Genomic DNA, 20,342 nt, shown 5'->3' with positions numbered 1-20,342 from the left:
GTATAAAACAGCCAGACAATCAACGGAGTTGCTATGCAAACCATCGCTATTACCGGCGCGACCGGACTACTGGGACGTGCACTCGTCAAAGTACTGGAGACACAGCACACAATCATAGGGTGTGGCTTTCGCCGTGCCGCCCCGCCACTGGTGTCGTTGGATTTATCCGATCAACAAGCCGTCAACACTTTTCTCGATCAGTATGCACCGGACGTGCTCATCCACGCTGCGGCAGAGCGAAAGCCTGATGTTTGTGAAACAGATCATGCTCAGACGCTCGCACTGAATGTGGCCGCCAGTGAGCACCTGGCAACACAGTGTAGCCAAAGGGGTGTTCGCTTATTTTTTATCAGCACCGATTACGTTTTTGATGGTACTCAGCCGCCTTATACTGAGCAGGCACATACCAACCCGCTGAACTTTTATGGCCAAAGCAAGCAACAAGCTGAACAAGCCGTGCTATCGAGCGACCCTTTACATAGCGTGATCCGAGTGCCAGTGCTGTACGGGGATGTTGAATATCTGGCTGAGTCGGCTGTTACAGTGATCGCTGAGCAACTCAAACTAAATGCAAAGAGCGCCCATGATGACTGGGCTATTCGCTACCCTACCCATGTCGAAGATATCGCGCTGACACTGGCGGACCTGGTGGCACTTCCGGCAGAAAAGCTGGGCGGTATTTATCATGTATCGGATAACCAGGCGATGACCAAATATCAGATGGCACGCACCATAGCACCGCTGCTGGGCATAGATGGTGAGCAGCTCATCGCGGTCCCTGAACCCACCCAAAGTGCAGCCCGGCCACATAACTGTGCGCTCCAGGATACTCGACTGCATTTGTTGGGTATCACTCACCAGCGCGAATTTGGTGCTGCGATTGCCGCTGTGCTGGCCCGGCACTAATAGGAGTAATATACAATGCAGGTGAAATCGATGCTCTTAGGGCTGTCTTTGCTACTCAATGGCTATTTGGGCTGGCAGCTATATCGTCCTTCACCTGCTGTGCTAGATAACCCTCCCACAACATCAACTACCCCTGTTGCCGTGACAACCCCGCCTAATGACCGCCAGACACCCATATTAATTACCCAGGCACAACAAGCATTCCAGCAGGCTCACTATGAGCAGGCTCTGGCCAGTCTGCTGCAAGCGCGAGAAACACACCCCCACGCGGTGAGCCAATCTGCTAAGCAGTGGTGGCAGTGGATCAACGCAAAGCTGGACCAGGCTTCGCACGCTCAGCTTTTTGCACAGCTCGCTCTGGTACAGGGGTTCCTCAGGGCAGAACCGCAAGCACTGGCAGCACAGCGTCTTGAGATTCTTTTATATCAGGCGCTTGCACAGCCCGACGAAGCACTCAACCGCCTCCTCATTGCGTACAGACACAACCCCCATTACGCTGATTGGCAGTCTCTGGTCGATACGCTATTAGTATCGCGCCTGGTCGAACTGAGCGAGCAACAACAATGGCATGAGCTGCTGACCCTCGCCGCACCCTGGTACGATGAAAAGCCACACATGTTGCCGCTTCTGACACACCAGGTCAAAGCGCATCTGGCTTTATCTCAACCTGACGAAGCGCTGTTTTTAATTGCACAGGCAGACGACACCTTGCGCCACCATCAGGAAACAGCAGTGTTGCAACAGCAGGCGCAAGCTTTACAGCAAGGGATTACGCATGTGCCATTGCGCCGTCTCGGTAGTCATTTTGTGCTTGAAGCCCAGCTGGCGGGCACCGCCATCGAATTGATGATCGACACCGGCGCCAGCGTCACATCGCTGACCCAACAACAATTTACCACGCTGATCCAGGCTGTGGATTACCTTGACACCCGGACCGTATCGACAGCCAATGGACTTGCGAATGTAGAATTTTACCAAAGTGAGCAAATGCAGATTGGCGATCAAGTGCGCGGGCCCATACAGTTTGCTGTCATGAATGAAATGCGCGCCGGACCGGGTTTGCTGGGCATGAATTTTCTGCGTCACTTTGATTTTGACATCGATCAGCGTAACGCCGTACTGATTTTGCGCCCCCGCAGTCAGAATTGATATACTGCACTTTTGCTTCCCGGTTTTCCTTTGTATGCAGCCAATGCGCCTAGCCAAATATCTGAGCCACTGTGGTGTCTGTTCCCGCCGTCAGGCGTCACGATTGATCGAAGCCGCCGAGGTCACGGTGAATGGCCACCCGGCTAACCACATAGATCACGTCACAGAGGCCGACCATATTCTCGTCAGCGGCCAGTTGGTTGAGGGGCCGGCCCCCAAACAACTTTACATGTATCACAAACCGGTTGGTATCGACTGTAAATTACGCCCGGACGACCCAAGTAGCCTGAGCCACTATTTGCCACCCGGTGAGCGAGTCTACCCCATTGGCCGATTAGACAAAGACAGCCGTGGACTGCTACTACTAACCAATGACGGTGAGCTTTGTAACCGCCTGATCCACCCGAGACATCATCAGGAAAAAGAGTACCGGGTGGTGGTCGACCGCCCCTTTGATGCCCAATTTTGTGCACGGATGAGTGCGGGTGTGCCGGTCGACGGTGTGATAACCCAAGCCTGCCGGGTTGAGCCAATCGCTGCAGATACCTTTACCATTGTCCTCAGGCAGGGGTTAAATCGCCAGATCCGTAAAATGGCACGTTACTGCGGTTACCGGGTGGTGGATTTATACCGGGTGCGAATAGCAAACCTGCAACTCGATGCGCAAGTTTTGCCAGCAGGGCACTATCAGCCAATTGCGTTGGCACAGCTTAAGCTCGAAGAGGAAAAAAAATAGTACCGCCCAATCGGCTGTCTGGGCGGTAAAAGTAGCATCAATAAACAGTATAGCGCGCAACCGATTGCGGCACACTGCGGCATATTGTCGCACCATCATTTCCACGCGTTATACTGAATATTTTTCAAGGGTCTGGCATTTCTGTGCAGGTCCGGTTAGTTTCAGTGTTCCGATATTCATCAAAGCCGAAAAATATGGAATGGATTGCCTTTACCTGCCTGGCCGCCTTCAGCCAAGCCTGGCGTAATGCGCTACAAAGTCGCCTGAGTCAACACGCCAGCGTGGCCAGCGTCACACTGGCCCGCTTTCTGCTGGCCACGCCCCTGGCCGCACTATACCTGCTGGGTCTGTACCACTGGCAAACAGCACCCGCACTCACCCTGAACCCAACACTGATAGGCTATGTTGCAGGCGCGAGCATTATGCAGATCATTGCAACCGGACTCATGGTGGTATTGTTCAAACGAAACAATTATGCGGTCGGTGTCGGATTGGCCAAAAGTGAGGCTTTGTTAGCCGCCATCCTGGGCATGGTCTTTTTTGGCTCTCATCTGAGCGCGCTGGGCTGGTTGGGCGTCCTGCTGGGCGGTATTGCGGTGCTGTTACTCAGCGGTGTTACACTGCGCCATTTTCAACTGACGACCGCCTTGTTGGGGCTTGCCTGTGGCGGAGCCTTTGCCCTCACCTCTTTGTGGGTACGAGAAGCCAGTATTGCCACCCAGTTACCCTTCCCGCACAGCGCGGCCTGGGTGCTGTTGCTGGTGCTATCCTGTCAAACCTTAATACTGGCTTGCTACTTGAGCTATGCAGAATCAAACTCCTGGCGTCAACTGTGGCAACACCGCCGGCTCACCTGTGCCATCAGTACCACCAGCTGTATCGGCTCCGTTGGCTGGTTTAGTGCTATGAGTCTGCAACACGTTGCCTATGTAAAAACACTCGGCCAGATCGAGGTATTCTTTTCGCTTGCCATCGCTGTGTGGTGGCTGAAAACACCAGTTGCCCGGCGTGATACCCTGGGGTTACTACTCATCGCACTGGCAGCGACCCTGGTTATGATGGGTTAGGTGACTGGTCTGGCATAAATTTTCAGGGAAAAAACGCCGGCACTTTCTATACTGAATATATTGCAACAATGATAACTGAGTGCCTTACGTGCCGATTGCGCAACATTTTTATAGTCAGCCGGACGAAGTAGAGCTGGTCAAAGTGAAGCTGTTTAAGCAAGTCGCTTACTATTGTTTATGCTTACATTTGCTGTTTATCTTTGCTTTTTGGTACAGCCATGTCTATATCCTGTCCATCGCCAACATCGCCAGCGTTGCAGCTTGGGCAACGGGGATTTATCTGCTTAACCGGGGTTACAGCCACCTGGCACTGCGGGTTTTTTGTGTTGAAGTGACGGGTCACTCGGTGCTGGTATGTGCCACGTTAGGGATGGATTATGGCTTCCAGTATTACCTGTGGACCATCGCCTGTATGTTGCTGCTGGATATGAAGCTAAAACTACGACTGGCCATTGTTCTGTCCCTTAGCATGATTGTGTTATTTGCCCTGCTGTTTGAGCTTTACAGCACCGTAAATACCCCTTTTATGCTCCAGGAGTACGCCCGCTCTATTCACTTTATCAATGTGTTCGTGTGCGGCTTACCCATGATCTACGTTATTGGCCATGTGCGCGAAAGCACCTTTATTCAGCGCCGTCAGCTGGCTAAGCTGGCAGCCAGAGACCCACTCACGAATCTGTTTAATCGCCGCTATGCCAAAGAACTGATCCTCAGAGCGCACAGCAGCTGTGCACACAACGGACAAAGTCTCTGCGTGGTCATGGCGGATCTCGACCATTTTAAACAGATTAACGACCAACTGGGTCATGATATGGGGGATGAAGTACTGCAAACCGTCTCTGATATCTTACGTGAGCATGTTACCGATCAGGATATCGCCGTCAGATGGGGCGGAGAGGAGTTTTTATTGGTGCTGGTTGACTGTACTCAGGAAGAAGCGCTCATACGCATTGAAACATTGCGACAAACCCTTGATAAACAGCGCTTTAATGGTGAAGAACTCACTACAACGATGAGTTTTGGCGTAGCTTTGTGGCATACCGCTTTGCCTTTTTCCGTCGCTTTGCAGCTGGCCGACGATGCACTCTACACCAGTAAAGCACAGGGCCGCAATCGGGTGACTGCGGCCCACACCAGCTAGTTGATTGGTGTAAATGTGATGCGATGATTAATGGACCCTGGTAATAAAGGGACAGCTTCGCCCTGCGCATAGGCGCTGAAGCCAGCCCGGTAAAAGGGTGACAGCGGATGGCCACTTTGCCCACCCGCGACACTCATTATCGCTTTATCCAGATAACCTGGTTGGGCAATAAAACGCTGAGAAGCGCCAAATGCCGGCTTTTGTACCGCTGGCATATAGCTGTCACCAAAGCCAGCCACCACCGGCATATCCAGCAAGCCACTGAGTAGCGGGATTTGCCTGCTAAACGGGTGCTTTACTTCAAGCTGGTTGACCCGCCCCCATTGCCACGCGGCCATATCCCGGCCTTCAATCTCACGCAGCTGCGTTTTCGCCGACTCATAAGCAGTCAGCAACATGGCATCCCAATCGCTGTACTGCTGCTGCCAGTGTGCAGGCTGTTCGTGGATCAATTGCCATGCAGCAGGCTCAAGATAACGCTTCAGGGGCGACAAACTGCCGTCAACTTGTTGCAGCGTGTGCTCAACCGGTGCAAACAGCAAGTCCAGGGTATGATCGCGAAAGCGCCTGACTAAGGTATAACCAACCGACTCAGGACAGGCACAGGCCTGCCAATCAGACAAATACCCCCTGTCTCGCGCATAACTATCGCCCTGCCTGGCAAGCAGCGCACTCAACAACTGATGCCAGGGGGCCAAAAAGCGCGCTTCATTGTCGAGTTGCAGGCGCATAAAATCCGCTTCATCAAACTGACTTTGCGCCATCAGGCGATCACGGATCTGCACTGCCCGTGCCCCCAGTGCATATCCTCCATCGCCAAAACGCTGATGTTGCTGTGCCGATACCACTCGTGAGTTGGCAGTCCAGATCTTGCCATGGGCTGGATTTTTAACCACCGGCCGCTGCACTTCATTACGTTGCCAGCCGTCACTGTACGCCTGACTGGGTATGGCTGTATCGCTAGGCATAGCGCGCCCTGGTACAGCCCCCGTAGGGCGCCAGGCCGCATTCCCTTGGGCGTCCACAACCACCATATTCTGAACCGGAATAGCTATCTGTGCAGCACGTTCCAGTGCTTCATCGACACTCCCTGCCAACTCCAGTCCCAGTAGCCCCAGATTGACCGCGTAATCCTGATGCGCCACCCAGCTCAATGCATAAGCTTCGTCGCGGATCTGCTTAACCGGCCCGTAATCACTTAATGTCAGGGTAAATGCCTCACTCCTGCCATCCGGTAACTTAAGTTGTTCAGTAACTTGCCAGGTAGTGTCGACCTGTGGGTCCAGCTTAATCCAGTCAGCCGTATCCAGATAACCATTGGTAAATCCCCAGGCAACCTGATTGTTACTGCCCACAACCACAGCAGGCGCGCCAGGTAGAGTAACCCCGGATACCTGGATCACCTCACCTGAGGCGGTGTCATAATTAAGCTGAGCGCGGTACCAGATAGCAGGTGTGTTTAAACCCAGATGCATATCATCAGAAAGCATTGCTGATCCTGTTTTAGTATGCTGTCCTGTTACTGCCCAGTTATTACTACCAAAAATTGAAAGCTCTTCAATATGAGTCACACCTTCCAATTTAGCAATGTCGTCTAATTTTGGTGTTTTGAGATCACCTTTAACGACTTCGCTATTATCGAGTGCCGCCTGATAATTACTTGGCTGAATAATAAAATGCTTCATTTCCTCACCAAGTAGTGATTCAACCAAAATGAGTGCTTCATCTCTTTTTAATGTGCTTTCTTGTAAATCCAGGTACATACTAAAAATAACTAACAAGCTGTCTTCTGGTTGCCAGGGTCGTACTTCTGCGCCGAGCAGGAGATACTCAAAGCCCTGTACGCCACTTTGCGCCTGTCCTTCATTGACCCCCTGAGCGTAACGCGCCAACAAACGCTGCTCTGATGGCGGTAGCTGTTGTAATATGCGCTGACTCAGCGTACGAAATCGATGAAACCTCAAGCGTTTGTCCAGTCCAAGCGCTGCTTCACCAAATAACTCACTTAACTCTCCGGCCGCATTGCGGCGCAATAGATCCATCTGGAAAAAGCGATCCTGACCGTGCGCAAAGCCGAGCGCATAGGCAGCATCCTGTCGATTCCGCGCGGTGATCACCGCCTGACCAATCGCATCCCGTTCCAGCGTCACGGGTGCACTCAACGCCGTCGACTGACCCTGCCCATCGAGCGCGGGCAAACTCAGTGATAAAATGCCATATACCACTGCACTGGCAGCCAGTGCGAGTAACACCAGCACCGCAATCCCGCGTTTCAGCCATATCAGCATATTTTTCCCTCACTTGGTTGATTAATGACCTTAGCCAGCTTAGCGTTAATTAAGCGCGATTGCATTACATGTCAGTGACATCTAACCCGGCGCAGCCTTACCTGCAAAGAACTCCGCCAGATGCGCACCAATAGTTAGCATGCAGAAGGTTTTTCCATCATAAATTCGTCTGAGTCTTGGCGAGTTTTCACACAGACAACTATAGTTAAATGATTCAAGGATACTTTTTCACGTTTACATGCAGACCATACACGTGCTGTCGTCAAGGAAAGCTTTTTTAACCCGTTTTATGGTGGGTGGATTACTATTGGTGATCCTGGCAGCAGGTTGGTACATAGATGGGGTAAACGAACGTCGCCTGATCGAAGTGGAAAAGAACCGCACATTTGAAGAGCTCAATGTCTATCGCACTCAGCTGGAAGGTACACTGGCCGCAAATATTCAGCTAGTTCGGGGGCTGGCCATTGCATTGGCACCTCAAGAACGCCTCGACCAAAAGCAGTTTGAACGCTTTGCAGCGCCACTCTTTGAGACCAGTCAAGTGCTCCGCAATGTCGGCGCCGCGCCGGACATGGTGCTACAAATGATCTACCCGCTCGAAAAGAATAAAAAAGCGATAGGGCTCAACTACCTCACTCACCCGCAACAAAAAAAAGACGCAATCAAGGCCAGAGACTCCCGCACCATTGTGCTGACCGGCCCACTTGAGCTGGTGCAGGGCGGGGTAGCCCTGATCGCCCGCATCCCGGTCTATGTTGATAAAGACACATTTTGGGGGCTATTGTCGGTTGTGATTGATATGCCCAAGCTGTACAAACAAGTGTCGCTGAATAACCTGGAGAGTGATTACCTGATTGCCATTCAGGGCAGAAATGGTCTGGGGGACAGTGGTGAATATTTCTATGGCTCTCCCACGATACAAGAACACAACCCGCTCGCTTTCACGATCCATGTACCATCGGGCAGCTGGGTGCTGTACGCCGCACCGCGTTACGGCTGGAAGGCCTCTTCCGCCGCCTTATGGCCATTTCGCCTGGCACTATTGACTATAGTGTTGTTCTTTTTGTTCGCATTTTCATTTTACACACGCTTACTCTCCGAACTAAAGAGCAAAACCAGTGCGCTGACCAACATGGGCTCGCTGGCTCAGGTCGGTGCCTGGTCTGTTGACCTGGCAAGCCATCAAATCACTTTGTCGGAAGTCACACGTCAGATTTTTGCTATCTCCCCCTATTATCAGCCAACCTGGATGAGCAGCACTGAATTTTTTAAAGAGGGCCCCCATCGCAAGAAGTTTCAGGATTATATGAACCAGGCAATCAAACATGGCAGGCCCTTTGAGGATGAATTCATTGTCCAGCCACAAAAAGGACTGGAATGCTGGGTACTCATTAAAGCCCAAACAAAACAAGAAAATGGCTGGACGTTACAGGTATTTGGTTCGGTACAAAACATCAATGACCGTAAATTGATGGCAATAGAACATGATAAAGTGGCCAGAAATAATGAACTGCTGGCACAACTCAGCACACATGAAGCCATTCTCAACAATCACACAGAACGCGCACAGGAGCTATGCACCGATGCAGTTTGCCAGGCAGCCCGCGCATCGCGCGCCAGTATCTGGCTACTCAGCGAAGATCACGCCCAGCTTTACCCCACTTGCTTCAGCAATACCCGACGAGACAGCCTGCAACATTTCCCGCCCTGGCGCAAAGCGACACTACCCGGCTTGTTTTCGGCGGTACTCAGCAAGCAGCTCATAGAAGCAAGCACGGCCACTAAACACCCGATAACCCGGCCTCTGGCTGATCAGTACCTTGAGCCATTTGAAGTCGAAGCGATGCTGATCACACCCATCCTTCATCGTGGCGCGGTCTGTGGCATTTTGTGCACTGAATACGGCGATCCTTACCCCGACTGGACTGACAGTGATCGGCGCTTTATTCAGGCCATCGCCGCGATGTTAGCCAGCCTGTTCAGTGGCCAGCAACAGCAGCAAGCTAAGCGCAAAGCGATCATTGAAAAAGAGCTGGCAGAGCAATCCGCTAAAATCAAAGCGGACTTTCTGGCCAGTATGAGCCATGAAATTCGCACCCCCATGAATGGCATCATTGGCATGCTTGAGATCCTGGGCAATTCGCAGCTCACCGACACACAGCAACGTAATCTGGCGCTGGCGCAAAGCTCAGCAGAATCTCTGTTAACCATTATTAACGACATACTGGACTTCTCTAAAATTGAGGCTGGCAAGCTCAATATTGAACAAATTGAATGTGACCTGATCCAGATAATTAGCGACTGCTTTGCTGCCTTTGCACCTCGTGCAAACGACCAGCAGACCGAGTTGTTCATTGATAGCCGCAACATGCAATACCAATATGCCAAAACGGATCCCCATCGGCTCAAGCAGATCCTCAATAACCTGATCAGTAATGCCGTCAAGTTTACCGAAGGCGGGAAAGTCACACTGACCTGTTATACGGAGCGGACCAGTGAGCAGTCTCGTTTGTGGTGCAGTGTTGAAGACACAGGGATCGGGATCAGCAAACAACAACTCAGTAAAATTTTTGATTCCTTCACTCAGGCCGACCCTTCTACCACCCGTAAGTTTGGTGGTACCGGGCTTGGCCTGACCATAGCCAGACAATTATGCGAGTTAATGGGCGGGGCACTCAATGCCTACAGTAAGCCAAATATAGGTAGCACGTTCACCTTTTACGTTGCGCTCGAAGATCCCCAGCCGATTCGGGCGCTCGATACCAACAATGACAGCCTGTATGTGATAGATGCACACTCTCCGTCCGATCTGGCTGCACGGCACATGCTGGATGCCTGGCATATCCCAACAGAGCATTTTGAAAGCGTTACACAGATGCTTCAAGCATATGATGCAAATACATCACACAAACCCGCTTTGATCATTGCCACAGAGGTGCTGAGTACGACGCCCGAATCGGAACTCCTAAGTCTGCTGAAACACATCAAAGCAAAGCAGCTCAGCTACGCCCTGCTGTGCCATACCATGCAGGAAACCAAGGCCTGGCCACAGTTCTCAGCGAACAACTTATTACTCTGCCCACTCACTCCTGCTAATGCCCTCTCCTTGATTAAACGCAAGGAGCCGCTGGTAGCGAATACCACAGAGGACGTCTGCCTGGATGTGGATATTCTGCTGGTAGAGGACAATAAGATAAACCAAACTGTAGCAACCACACTGCTTGAGAAATTGGGGGCACATGTCACCTGCGCGCACAATGGCCTTGCTGCCATTAAGCACCTTAAAGTCCGCGAAGAGGCGTATGCGATTATTTTGATGGATTGCCAGATGCCCGAAATGGATGGCTACACCGCAACCAAAGAGATCCGTGCCGGCGTCGCTGGAGAGCAGCATCAGCAAACACCTATTATTGCCCTCACAGCCAATGCAATGGAAGGCGATGAAGAAAAATGTCTGGCTGCCGGTATGGATGCCTACCTGAGTAAACCAATCAACTTTGCCGCGCTGAGCAAAATGCTACAGCGCTGGGTCGTTGAAACCAAAGCGTGCCGAGTCACACATTGAAATTATTCGCTATTCACCTGACGCCACTATGCAAGGTCGTGCAAATCGCATAGAGTAAAGTTATGAAAATCAACCTGATCTGCTGCAAAGTATCACAGCACTTCATATAGGGAATAGAGATGAATTTATCCAAGATTGAACAACGGATCATCGGCTGTCTGCTGGAAAAGCAAACCACCACCCCCGATCAGTACCCTTTATCACTCAACGCGCTGACCAATGCCTGTAACCAAAAATCTAACCGCGATCCGGTCATGACCTTGTCTGAGTCAGACGTGCTTGACACCCTGAGCCAACTCGAACAAAAACGCATCGTCGTTTGCGATGAGGGCTTATCAGGTCGAGTAAGTAAGTACAAACATCGCTTTTGTAACAGCGAATTTGGTAGCCTGAAGCTCACTGAACAGCAACGCGCTGTTGTCTGCTTGTTGCTCTTACGCGGGCCCCAGACACCGGGCGAACTGCGTACCCGAAGCGGCCGGTTGGCCGAGTTTAGCACAGTCGTTGAAGTTGAGAGTGCACTAAATGAACTCATTCAACAAGAACTCGCCACCCGCCTGGCCAGAGAGCCTGGCAAACGAGAGGCTCGCTATCAGCACTTATTCGGCGATACAGCAGACCTGGAACAGGCCGAGAGCAGCCCTGTTGAGCCCGCAGTAAACCTGGATGAACTGCTAGAAGAAATCGATCAGCTTAAGCAGGAACTTCAGGCCATCAAGCAACATCTTGGTCTGTAACCATACGATCACAGCAAGAAACAGATCTAATTGGTAACAATTTCAAGTAAACTTAGGGCAATCAATCATATTTAGGCCAGCCAGGTAACATAATGTTGGTCAGAGGGAAACCCCATGCGTGAAGCTATCATTGCTGAAATGAAAGTTCAGCCAACCATTGATGTCGCGGCGGAAGTCGCCCGACGTGTTCAGTTTATTAAACAAACGCTGATCTCAGCCCATTGTCACAGCCTGGTGCTGGGGATCAGTGGCGGTGTTGATTCTTCTACTTGCGGCCGTTTGTGCCAGCTGGCCATTGATGAACTAAATGCCGAACCAGGTCGCCAGGGTTATCAGTTTATTGCCATGCGCTTACCGTATGGCACCCAGGCTGACGAAGATGAAGCCCAACAGGCTCTCTCCTTCATTCAACCCACTAAACGCTTAACGGTCAATATAAAAGCCGCAGCCGATGCCATGCACGATCAGGCACTTCAGGCAATTCAGGTCAGTGAAACAGAGCTACCGAGCGCAGCCCTGGTCGACTTTGTGAAAGGGAATGTAAAAGCCAGACAACGCATGGTTGCCCAGTATGAAATCGCCGGCCTGACACGCGGTCTGGTGGTTGGAACAGACCATAGCGCTGAGAATATCACTGGTTTCTATACCAAGTTTGGTGATGGAGCCTGTGACCTGGCACCACTGTTTGGCCTGTCTAAGCGCCAGGTAAGAGCATTGGCCGATCACCTGGGTGCACCACAGTCATTGGTCCATAAAACCCCCACCGCAGATTTGGAGTGTGACCGCCCGGGTCTTGCTGACGAGGAAGCCTTAGGTCTGAGCTATGATGACATTGATGATTTTCTGGAAGGCAAGTCCATTAGCCTGGATGTCGAGCAACTGCTGGTTGATATTTATCAAAAAACTCAGCACAAGCGTAAGCCTATTCCCACCATTTACGACGATGAGTAATACCCGGACATAGATAGTCTTAGTGATCTGGCCTGCGTTTAATCACGTACAAGGCCAGACGCACACTGCGGGTACAGTCGCGGGGTCACTCGCCACCCGTTAACTCTGCAAAGAAGGATACATGCCAATGACAGCGCCCATTTTAATCACCGGAGCCGCACAGCGTATTGGTCTGGCGATGGTTCAGCATTTTATCGCTGAAGACATTCCGGTGATCATGACCTATCGCACACAACGCCCGATCATAGATACCCTGACTGAACAAGGCGTGATCTGTATCCAGGTGGACTTCAATCAGGCAAACGCAATCGCAACGCTGATTGCCCAAGTTCAGCAACATACCGACACCTTGCGCGCGGTGATACACAATGCCTCAAGCTGGGATTGTGAAGCGCAGAATCCGGATCACAGTGCTTTATTTGATGCCATGATGCATATCCATGCCAAAGTACCGTATCTGCTCAATATGGGCCTCGCACCCCTACTACAAAACTACTCAGGTACGGCCGACATTATTCATATCACTGATTATGTGGTTGAAAAAGGCAGCCCGAAACATATCGCCTATGCCGCGAGCAAAGCTGCCTTGGATAACCTCAGTCGTTCTTTTGCCGCCAAGTATGCACCGCATATCAAAGTGAACTCCGTTGCCCCATCACTGATCATTTTTAATGACGATGACAGCGAAGAGTATAAAGAGAAGACCCTGAAGAAATCCATTATGGGCATTGAACCTGGCTGCCGCGAAGTGATCGACGCCGTAGAGTTGCTGCGTAAAAGTAATTACATCACCGGCCGGACTTTGGCCGTGGACGGAGGCCGCCACCTGAAATAGCAGGCCTGAGCGAATTAACTACAGTGAGTTTTATTATGCATGACGAATTAAAAAGCAGTTTCCAACAGATCATTACCGCCGTAGGCGAAGATAAAGACCGTGAAGGGCTGCTTGATACCCCCAAACGTGCTGCCAAGGCTATGGAATACCTGACTCAGGGCTACCGTCAGGAGCTTAGTGATGTGACCAACAACGCAGTATTCAGCTCTGATGCCGATGACATGGTCCTGATCCAGGATATCGAGCTTTATTCTATGTGTGAACATCACCTACTGCCCTTTGTTGGCCGCGCGCACATCGCTTACATTCCGAATGGCAAGGTGCTAGGCTTGTCTAAGTTTGCACGCATCGTGGACATGTACGCTCGTCGCTTTCAGATCCAGGAGCAGCTCACGCATCAAATCGCCAAAGCCGTAGAGGAAGTGACCGGTGCCCGCGGTGTCGGCGTGGTTATTGAGGCGAAGCACATGTGTATGATGATGCGTGGCGTTGAAAAGCAAAATTCGCAGATGCGTACCTCAGTGATGCTGGGTAACTTCCGTGAAGATGCCAAAACACGTAATGAATTCTTACAACTACTAAAACGCTAAGGACCGCTTATGCACACGGCGATCATCAATATTACCAACCTAAGGTTACGTACCTTCATCGGATTCAACCAGGAAGAAAGAGAGAAAAAGCAAGATGTTGTGATCAATATCGAGATCCACTACCCGGCTGATGCAGAGTGCTTGTTTCACGATGAAGTTGGCCATGCACTGAACTACAAGACCATTACCAAAGCGGTGATCGCTAGAGTTGAAGAAGGCCACTTCTTGTTGTTAGAAAAACTGGTCGCAGACATTCTGACAGAATGTCACCAACACCCTGATGTCAGCTACGCGAAAGTGAAGGTCGATAAGCCACATGCACTGCGCTTTGCTGATTCCGTGTCACTGACGCTAGAATGGCGTAAACCCGTTTGACCAGACGCTGGCAGCCACTTACATAAAGCCGGCTGCCAGTCCTATCACCACCGCGTAACGCAAACCTTTACCTGTTGCGACCAACAGTAAAAAGAGACTGAACCGGGTTCTAAATACGCCTGCAACCAGCGTCAGGGGATCGCCCACCACGGGCAACCAGGCAAACACCAGACTGTAGACCCCATACTTTTCGAATTGATGCTGCGCCTTGCTCATTGCCTGTTTGGAAACAGGAAACCAGCGCTTGTCTTCCACCCGACTGATAATGGTACCGAGGTAATAATTAATCACACTACCGAGCACATTGCCGACGGTTGCGCTGAGCCATAGCAAAAACAGCTCCCCTTGCTGCTTTAGCACCAATCCAGACAGCAACAACTCTGAAGAAGCTGGCAACAGGGTGGCGGAGATCAGGGCCGAAAAAAACAAAGAGAGGTATAACATTATAATACTCGAGTTGGCCTGCCGGGATGCCGTGGCGTCCTGTCTCAGCGTAGTGATGCAGACACCACTGAAACTTGCGCTCATCTTAAAAATACGCATTAATGAAGGTATTGTACCTCAAGGACCATAATAATGATAAAACGTCTCGCTATCGCCGCTTTAATAACCACACTGGGCAGTCAACTGACTGCCTGTAACGCCACTCCACTGCCAGGAGATCACCCAAAGGGCTATGAAACCTATATCAACCCCGGCGACACTTTCAGGCACACACAGCTCATCAACATAGATGGTGAGCCGGTCCAGCTGGAAAAGGGCAACAAGCTGATCATTCTGTTTGCCAGCTGGTGCTCTGACTCTCAGCGCACGCTGAACGAGTTAAAAGCGTCTCAACTGCTGGCCGATCCGCAATTACAAATTATCGCCATAGGCCGCGAAGAAGATGCCGACACCTTAAAAGCCTTCCGCACCTCCTTTGGTATCGACTTTAACCTGATAGCCGACCCCGACAGAGCCATTTATAGTCAGTATGCCAATAAGGGGATCCCACGTTTGATTATGCTGGATAAACAGAATCGGGTTGTGAAAACACTGATTGGCGAACAGGCGGGTATTATTGAACAGGTGCGTTGGCAATGAGTACCGATGTCGTAAGCATACTGACGATGGCTAAGGTGATACAAACGGCAGTTGCGCCTGTTTTTCTCATCACAGGTATTGCTGCCACATTGGGTGTCTTGTCGAATCGACTGGCACGGATCACTGACAGAGCCAGGTTACTGGATCGCAAATTAAACAACAGCCAGGACGAAGAACTGAAAGACCACCTCACCCGCGAAATGCGCGCATTGCTCAAACGCTCACGCTACATTCACATTGCTTTTAGCATGAGCGTACTTTCTGCGTTATTGGTGTGTGCCGTCGTCATGGTGCTATTTATTTCCCACCTTTATTCTTTGTCGCTGGGCGTCACGCTATCGAGCTGCTTTATTGCCGCTATGCTGTTACTGATCTGCGCATTTTTAGCCTTACTTGCTGAAGTCTTTCTCGCCACCCGGAGTATGCGCCGGGGTATGATCTTTAAAGATATCGGAGAATAGCACGCAAAAATCCCCCTCAACCATCCGAGCCATTCACCTTAGATCTATTCGTTGGGCTGTTAAAGCAGCCTGACTCCCTCACCCTTTGTTCTGCCCGTGCTAAACGCATAAGCCGCAAAGCATGACTCCCACCACCCCCCATAAACCCAGCATCATAAAACACCCATAAAAAAACCGCCCCGGGGTAACCCGGGGCGGTTTCTTCAACTAATGATGTATTAGCTGCTTATTTACGCTTGCGGCGACGTAGCGCTGCAAACGGTGCTGCAAGTAACGTCAACCAAGCCAGTGAACCTGAGTCGTCGTCATCATTGTCATCACCACCTGTCAGGTCGTTCACACGAATTTCAACCATCACAGGCTCAGACGATTTGCCCATCTCATCTACAGCTACAACGTTGAACTTGATTACACGCTCGTACTCAAAGTCAATGTTGCCTGCCACAGTGATGGTACCGTCTTCGTCAATAGACACCAGGTTAGTACCTGTCACTACGAACTGAGTCACATCACCATCAACATCAGAGAATGCTAGTCGGCCAATCTCAGTACCGATTGCCGCATTTTCGTTTACAGTGAAACGCTGGTGCATTTCAACTTCTGGCGTGCCTTCATACTCGTCTTCAAGTACATGGAACACTACGTCTACCGGCTCAGACATATTACCCGCTTCGTCGTGCGCAGTAACCTTAACCGTGATCATGTCGCTTGCATCGTAGTCGATAGGACCAACAACTGTGATGTAACCTTCTTCATCGATTGCAAAAGAATTGCTGCCTTCAATGCTGAAAGACACCAGGTCATCGTCCTGATCCATCACCATCAGCATGCCAACTTCAGTGCCTTCTTCAGCATTTTCCATCACTTCAAAGCTCTGGTCAGCGGCAATAACTGGCGTCTGCTCTTCAACAGTATCTGCTTCATTGGTAATCATCACTGTGATGTAACCTTGCTCAGATACGTTACCTTGTACGTCAATTGCTACAACAACCAGGTCAACCTGATGTACACCAGCATCGTAATCTAACAGGTCACTGTTGGTTACAACAATATCACCGTCTTTAGTTACTGTGATACCTTCGTTCGACTGGAAGCGAACATAGAACTCAGAAACATCCACTGTGCCTTCTTGCTCTACAAGCTCTACCTGACCTAACACAGTACCTGTTTCTGTGTGCTCAGGCGTCTCATGCGTCATGCTTACAATCGCAGGCGGCGTCGCAGCAGCTGGACCAGCCAGTACTTCTTCAGTTACGGCTGCCAGAATTTCAGTACCGCTTGCATCTGCAATTGCAAATGGTGCGTCTGCATTCACATACGCTTTCTCACCCGGCGCCAGCTCTCTCACAGCGTTGCCATCTGCATCTACCAGTGTTGCAGTTGAAATACCGAAGATTGCGTTACCTGTCAGTGAGTCAGTTACTGTGCTGATGCCAAGCTGGTAGTTATCCCAACCAACCTGCGCTTCAATGCTCATTTCGTTGCCTAACTGATCGGCAGTCAAACCAATAATGTTAGTACAACCAGAGAATGTTACCGTGCTTGAGCCTGTCTCATGGAACATCGGCGTCAGGAGTCTCCATGATGGAGCACCATCAACTATTGGACCTGATACGGTACGACCACGACCAGGTACTGCAGCGGCGCGGCCTACATCGTTGTAAATCGCCAGTGCATAGTCAAACGTGCCGTCATTGTTAGTATCAAGATTCATGTGATAACCGGCCTGACGCAGATGCGTCACGTCATCACGTAGTTTCATCGATGCAGTGAAGAACATGCCCGTATCTGTACAGGCATCTGATGCAAACACATTGAACGTTGTGCCCAGGATATTAAAGGCTTTTTCTTCTTCGCTCGCTTCTTCACCTACGGCAACCAGCTGATCTGCCAGCGGGTTAACTGTTCTGTAACCGTTGTTCATTGCAACAAGCATCAGCTCGCCATTGACCATTTCATGGTGTAGATCAAGGCCAACATGCGCTTTAGGCAACATGTGGTAAACCATGTGCAGGTCGTGGTCACCTTCAGTTTCAACGTCGTCAAATACCAGCGCACCGTCCATTTCTGACAAGGTCAACGCAGCAGCGCGAGGGCCTTGCTCACTAGCTGATAGCGGGTTAGTCATGCCCCACTCAGGTAGCTTAGCAGGATCCACTGTCACGGATACGTCAAACGTAACCGTCTGACCTGCAGGTACAGTGACTTCTTCTGGATATTCCCAGCTTAGCGCGTCTGTATCTACGTCATTTTCATAACGCGCTTCGATGCGCAGGTTATAAGTCTTAGGTGTATCAGAGAAGTTTTTCAGCTCTACTGTCTTAGTGTAGGTTGTCTCTTCTTCAAGTTGGTCATAGCCAAACGACAATGCACCTTGGTTTGTTTCATATTCAGAAATCCAGCTCCACGCAGCAACCGGCGATGCCATCGCTTTTTCAACATCAATCAGACCCGCACCGATACGGCTGATTGGCGCCAGTGGTGACTCAGGATCAACATTCAGTGAATCAACATGGATATCCAGGTTGGCTGTGTTCATCAGCATAGCTTTGATTTCAAAAGCATCCAGCTCAGGACGACCTTCTTTCATCAGGGCTACTGCACCCGCTACAATTGGGCTCGCCATGGATGTACCAGACATTCTGTGCAGCTGGTCACCGGTAGACGGCGCTGCCGCCAAAATGTTCGAACCAGGAGCCGCAATTTCAGGCTTCAACAAACCGTCCATTGAAGGACCACGTGAAGAGAAGTCAGATACACCACCTGTAGTTTCTTTCAGCTCACCGCTTACGCTATAGCTTGCCGCGCCATCACGTAGTTGGTTCTTCAGAGCATCACCTGCCGCAAAGTTAATACCTACAGACGGGATCGTCACAGAAGCATCGCTACCACCCATAGGAGCAGGAGTACCGTCATCGGTATTGTTTGCAATCAATACAAATACAGCACCTCTTTCCTGTGCGTTGAGTACTTTTTCTGTGAAAGCACATTCACCACGGTCAATAAGCACGGCTTTGCCGGTAAAATCCATGTCAGCAAAAGGATTAGTAGGTTCTGCATCTGGCTCAGCATCATCTCCTGGCGGAATAGTACAGCCGTTTTGGTTTGCGCTCGGATAAACCAGCTCAGCGTCGTCTTGTGTAAAGCTAAATGCTTCTTGCGGACCAAAGCTCGCGAGCTGGATCTCCGTTTCAGTGCCAGCAATGGTGCCTTCACCAATCAAACTTTTATGTGTTGGGTGATTCAAAGACGCCACAGACAGCGCGTTAGGGGTTGTACTTGGGCCACCAACACGGAACGGTACGTCGTTGTCGTTACCGGCCGCGATGATCATATTAGTACCCAGATCAACCGCGCGCTGGATCAGATATTGCGTACCATCGCCTGTGTAGGTATTACCGAACTCGCCACCCAGTGACATGTTCATCAGGTCAACACGGTCACTGATGTCGCCGTCGCCATTTGGATCCATTGCCGCTTCAAGGGCATTGATCTGTGCAGCCCAGGTACAACCGCCGCCACATACAGAATACACATACAGTTCAACGTCAGGAGCAATGCCCGTTACGTCGTGTGATACGTGTGTACCGTGATCAGTCAACTCATCATCTTCAGCCGCGTCTGAACGGAATCTTGGATCATCTTCAATCGGGTCAGCGTCGTTACGTACAAAGTCGTAACCGCCTTTTACCTGACCTTGTGGCCAAGCAACAGTCGTCGGATCAGCCGCTTCGGCTTCATACGCCTCAACAGTACCCGCCGCTTCATTGAATACTTTGTGCGTGTAATCGATACCAGTATCTAGTACCGCGACTTTAACACCTTCACCGGTTACGCCCAGATTTTGTTTTACTGAGTCAGCACCAATGTAGCCCGAGCTTTCCTCAACAAACAGTCGAGAATCTCTCAGTGGTAAAATACGCTCAACCGCTGCATTATTGCGTAATTTGTCTAGTGTGCTGTCTGATGCTTCAACAATCAAAGTAGAAGCCAAGACTTTTGTTGAGCCAAGTACCTTAGCACCTGAATCAAGCTGTTGAATTTGCTGTCTTAGGTTAGACTGAGCAGCCTGTACGCTGGCAAATGTATGCTTTGCTGCCGCTTCGCTGTACACACCTTTTGCGACCAGGTCTACCGCCGTGTTTTGTTTCATAACGACCAGGTAGGCGTTAGTGCGCGCTTCAGCGGTGTTGCCTTGCTCTAAAGCAACCTGGCTGACTTTGAGTGATGTGCTTGGTTGAACTTGTGCGGTTGCAGCCGTTGCAGATGCTGCCATCAATGCACCAGAGACAGCAGATGCTACCGCGGTGGCTTTAAATGAATACTTGGCCATAGTTTCCCCTAGGACTTGTTGTGTAAAAGATGTTTCTTTTAGTTTTAGAGAGTAGATTCGTCCATCAATATAGTGTGACTCGCCTGTTAATTACAATATTAAACACACAAAGAAGTTACAAACTT

Annotated in this window: 16 protein-coding genes; 13 read left to right on the top strand and 3 right to left on the bottom strand. The window is 50.6% G+C overall.

All coding sequences use genetic code 11. The features are described from left to right. Positions 1-33 precede the first annotated feature (33 nt). The 5 genes from AT705_RS12560 (at position 34) to AT705_RS12540 (ending at position 4,999) form a co-directional block, all read left to right on the top strand. The gene (locus AT705_RS12560) at positions 34-906 is read left to right on the top strand and encodes a dTDP-4-dehydrorhamnose reductase family protein (RefSeq protein ID WP_058796853.1); all 873 of its coding nucleotides are present in this window, start codon (positions 34-36) and stop codon (positions 904-906) included. Positions 907-921: 15 nt separating this feature from the next. Continuing rightward, on the top strand, positions 922-2,055 hold the full coding sequence (locus AT705_RS12555; RefSeq protein ID WP_058796852.1) for a retropepsin-like aspartic protease: 1,134 nt from the start codon (positions 922-924) through the stop codon (positions 2,053-2,055). A gap of 43 nt (positions 2,056-2,098) precedes the next feature. Further along, positions 2,099-2,791, top strand: a complete 693-nt coding sequence (locus AT705_RS12550) for a pseudouridine synthase (RefSeq protein ID WP_058796851.1) — start codon at positions 2,099-2,101, stop codon at positions 2,789-2,791. 194 nt (positions 2,792-2,985) lie between these two features. Continuing rightward, entirely contained in the window at positions 2,986-3,858 is an 873-nt protein-coding gene (locus AT705_RS12545) for a multidrug transporter (RefSeq protein ID WP_058796850.1), read from the top strand. A 79-nt stretch (positions 3,859-3,937) separates the two neighbouring features. Next, positions 3,938-4,999, top strand: coding sequence for a GGDEF domain-containing protein (locus tag AT705_RS12540; protein ID WP_082668985.1), 1,062 nt, complete (start codon positions 3,938-3,940; stop codon positions 4,997-4,999). On the opposite strand, the gene AT705_RS12535 is transcribed toward AT705_RS12540, so the two are convergent. Then, entirely contained in the window at positions 4,996-7,287 is a 2,292-nt protein-coding gene (locus AT705_RS12535; RefSeq protein ID WP_058796849.1) for a penicillin acylase family protein, read from the bottom strand. The genes AT705_RS12540 and AT705_RS12535 overlap by 4 nt on opposite strands. Before the next feature lie 253 nt (positions 7,288-7,540). On the opposite strand from AT705_RS12535, the gene AT705_RS12530 reads away from it, so the two are divergent. The 6 genes from AT705_RS12530 to folX all read left to right on the top strand — a co-directional run bounded on the left by AT705_RS12530 (position 7,541) and on the right by folX (position 14,340). Next, positions 7,541-10,852: an ATP-binding protein gene (locus AT705_RS12530; protein ID WP_237113726.1), complete on the top strand. Its 3,312-nt coding sequence runs from the start codon at positions 7,541-7,543 to the stop codon at positions 10,850-10,852. A 119-nt stretch (positions 10,853-10,971) separates the two neighbouring features. After that, the gene (locus tag AT705_RS12525; RefSeq protein ID WP_058796847.1) at positions 10,972-11,589 is read left to right on the top strand and encodes a YceH family protein; all 618 of its coding nucleotides are present in this window, start codon (positions 10,972-10,974) and stop codon (positions 11,587-11,589) included. Positions 11,590-11,703: 114 nt separating this feature from the next. Continuing rightward, the gene (gene nadE / locus AT705_RS12520; protein WP_058796846.1) at positions 11,704-12,540 is read left to right on the top strand and encodes an ammonia-dependent NAD(+) synthetase; all 837 of its coding nucleotides are present in this window, start codon (positions 11,704-11,706) and stop codon (positions 12,538-12,540) included. 127 nt (positions 12,541-12,667) lie between these two features. Next, positions 12,668-13,375: a dihydromonapterin reductase gene (folM, locus tag AT705_RS12515; protein WP_058796845.1), complete on the top strand. Its 708-nt coding sequence runs from the start codon at positions 12,668-12,670 to the stop codon at positions 13,373-13,375. A 35-nt stretch (positions 13,376-13,410) separates the two neighbouring features. Continuing rightward, a complete protein-coding gene (gene folE / locus AT705_RS12510; protein WP_058796844.1) occupies positions 13,411-13,965 on the top strand; it encodes a GTP cyclohydrolase I FolE in 555 nt (184 codons plus the stop codon). Positions 13,966-13,974: 9 nt separating this feature from the next. Continuing rightward, positions 13,975-14,340 (top strand): dihydroneopterin triphosphate 2'-epimerase, encoded by a 366-nt coding sequence (gene folX / locus AT705_RS12505; protein WP_058796843.1) that lies wholly within the window; start codon positions 13,975-13,977, stop codon positions 14,338-14,340. A gap of 18 nt (positions 14,341-14,358) precedes the next feature. Here the strand turns inward: folX and AT705_RS12500 are convergent, their stop codons facing one another. Continuing rightward, positions 14,359-14,784: a YqaA family protein gene (locus tag AT705_RS12500; protein ID WP_058797990.1), complete on the bottom strand. Its 426-nt coding sequence runs from the start codon at positions 14,782-14,784 to the stop codon at positions 14,359-14,361. A gap of 132 nt (positions 14,785-14,916) precedes the next feature. Here AT705_RS12500 and AT705_RS12495 point away from each other — a divergent pair, with 132 nt between their 5' ends. Then, positions 14,917-15,423 carry a TlpA family protein disulfide reductase gene (locus tag AT705_RS12495; protein ID WP_058796842.1) on the top strand — a complete coding sequence of 169 codons (507 nt, stop codon included), beginning with the start codon at positions 14,917-14,919 and terminating at the stop codon, positions 15,421-15,423. Then, on the top strand, positions 15,420-15,884 hold the full coding sequence (locus AT705_RS12490; protein ID WP_058796841.1) for a DUF2721 domain-containing protein: 465 nt from the start codon (positions 15,420-15,422) through the stop codon (positions 15,882-15,884). The genes AT705_RS12495 and AT705_RS12490 overlap by 4 nt, the downstream gene beginning before the upstream one ends. A gap of 226 nt (positions 15,885-16,110) precedes the next feature. On the opposite strand, the gene AT705_RS12485 is transcribed toward AT705_RS12490, so the two are convergent. After that, a complete protein-coding gene (locus AT705_RS12485) occupies positions 16,111-20,217 on the bottom strand; it encodes a S8 family serine peptidase (protein WP_058796840.1) in 4,107 nt (1,368 codons plus the stop codon). Between the last annotated feature and the right edge of the window lie 125 nt (positions 20,218-20,342).

It is taken from the genome of Pseudoalteromonas rubra, from assembly GCF_001482385.1.
Taxonomy (GTDB): Bacteria; Pseudomonadota; Gammaproteobacteria; order Enterobacterales; family Alteromonadaceae; genus Pseudoalteromonas; species Pseudoalteromonas ardens.
This window is presented reverse-complemented; position numbering and strand designations above follow the sequence as displayed.